The sequence below is a fragment of the Streptomyces sp. NRRL F-5123 genome (assembly GCF_000721495.1).
Classification (GTDB): domain Bacteria; phylum Actinomycetota; class Actinomycetes; order Streptomycetales; family Streptomycetaceae; genus Actinacidiphila.
The window spans coordinates 1-1,532 of the sequence record NZ_JOHY01000146.1 but is presented as its reverse complement, the minus strand read 5'-3'; the positions used below and the strand labels follow the sequence as shown (position 1 = coordinate 1,532).

1 protein-coding gene and 1 pseudogene are annotated in these 1,532 nt (G+C 72.1%); both read left to right on the top strand.

The features are described 5' to 3' along the window. Positions 1 to 253: 253 nt before the first annotated feature. Entirely contained in the window at positions 254 to 1,003 is a 750-nt protein-coding gene (locus tag IH54_RS0138560; protein ID WP_052398360.1) for an L-ribulose-5-phosphate 4-epimerase, read from the top strand. Then, positions 1,000 to 1,532 (top strand): annotated as a pseudogene (locus tag IH54_RS0138550) (L-arabinose isomerase family protein); the annotation flags it as partial. The gene IH54_RS0138560 and the pseudogene IH54_RS0138550, both read left to right, overlap by 4 nt.

Here is a 1,532-nt window from a genome sequence, read left to right as displayed (position 1 = left end):
GCGGCCTACGACCTCCTCTACGCCGAATACCGCACCCTCCACGACCACTTCGGACGCGGCGGCAGCGCCGTCATGCACCGCCTGCGCGCCCTCAGGACCGGCCGGTGAGCCGACGCGGGCCCGGGCCCGTACCCGCGTACGGGGGCGCCCCGGGCCGCAGTACGCTCCCGCCGGCGTTCGGGCACAGCGCGTTGTTAGCGATCACTATTTCTGTTAGCGCTCACTTTCAGACTCAGGGACGAGGTACTCCGCCATGAGCAGCATCCCCCCTCCGGCGCCCGCCGGCGAGCCGCTCGCCCGGCTGCGCCGCCAGGTCAGCGATCTGCACCAGGAGCTGGTGCGCTACCAGCTCGTCGTCTGGACCGCCGGAAACGTCTCCGCGCGCGTCCCCGGCTCCGACCACTTCGTGATCAAGCCCAGCGGTGTCGACTACGACGCGCTCACCGAGCACAACATGATCGTGTGCGACCTCCAGGGGCGGGTCGTCGAGGGCGAGTTGGCGCCGTCGTCGGATACCGCGGCGCACGCGTACGTCTACCGGCACATGCCGGAGGTCGGCGGGGTCGTCCACACCCACTCCACGTACGCGTGCGCGTGGGCGGTGCGCGGCGAGCCCGTGCCGTGCGTCCTGACGGCGATGGCCGACGAGTTCGGCGCCGAGATTCCCGTCGGGCCCTTCGCGCTCATCGGCGACGACTCGATCGGCCGCGGCATCGTCGAGACCCTGCGCGGCCACCGCTCGCCCGCCGTCCTGATGCAGAACCACGGCGTCTTCACCATCGGCAAGGACGCCCGCGCGGCGGTCAAGGCGGCGGTGATGTGCGAGGACGTCGCCCGCACCGTCCACATCTCGCGCCAGCTCGGCGCCCCGCTGCCCATCCCGGGCGCCGACGTGGACCGCCTGTACGACCGCTACCAGAACGTCTACGGCCAGCAGCCGGCCGTAGACCCCGTCCACGCCCCCGAGGGCACCCGCCCCGCCGACCGAGGAGTCACCGCATGACCGCCGCGTCCACGCCGCCAGCCGCCGCCGAGCGCGAGGTCTGGTTCCTCACCGGCAGCCAGGGCCTGTACGGGCCCGGCACGCTCGCGCAGGTCGCCGAGCAGTCCCCCTGCTGCGCAAGCCGCTGCTGCACCTGCACACCCAGGCCAACGTCGAACTGCCCTGGTCCAGCATCGACATGGACTTCATGAACCTCAACCAGGCCGCCCACGGCGACCGCGAGTTCGGGTACGTGCAGTCCCGTCTCGGCGTGGCCCGCAAGACCGTCGCGGGCCATGTCTCCGACCCGGCGGTGGGGGAGCGCGTCCACGCCTGGATGCGCGCCGCGATCGGTGCCGCCACCCTGCGCACCCTGCGGCTTGCGCGCTTCGGCGACAACATGCGGGACGTCGCCGTGACCGAGGGCGACAAGGTCGAGGCGCAGCTGCGGTTCGGGGTGTCCGTCAACACCTACGGGGTCAACGACCTGGTCGAGGCGGTGGACTCGGCGAGCGACGCGGCGGTCTCCGCACTGGTCAAGGAGTACGCC

What these genes read in the sequence shown, in the direction of transcription:
- IH54_RS0138560 (WP_052398360.1), top strand. Translation starts at nt 254, where the DNA reads ATGAGCAGCATCCCCCCTCCGGCGCCCGCCGGCGAGCCGCTCGCCCGG.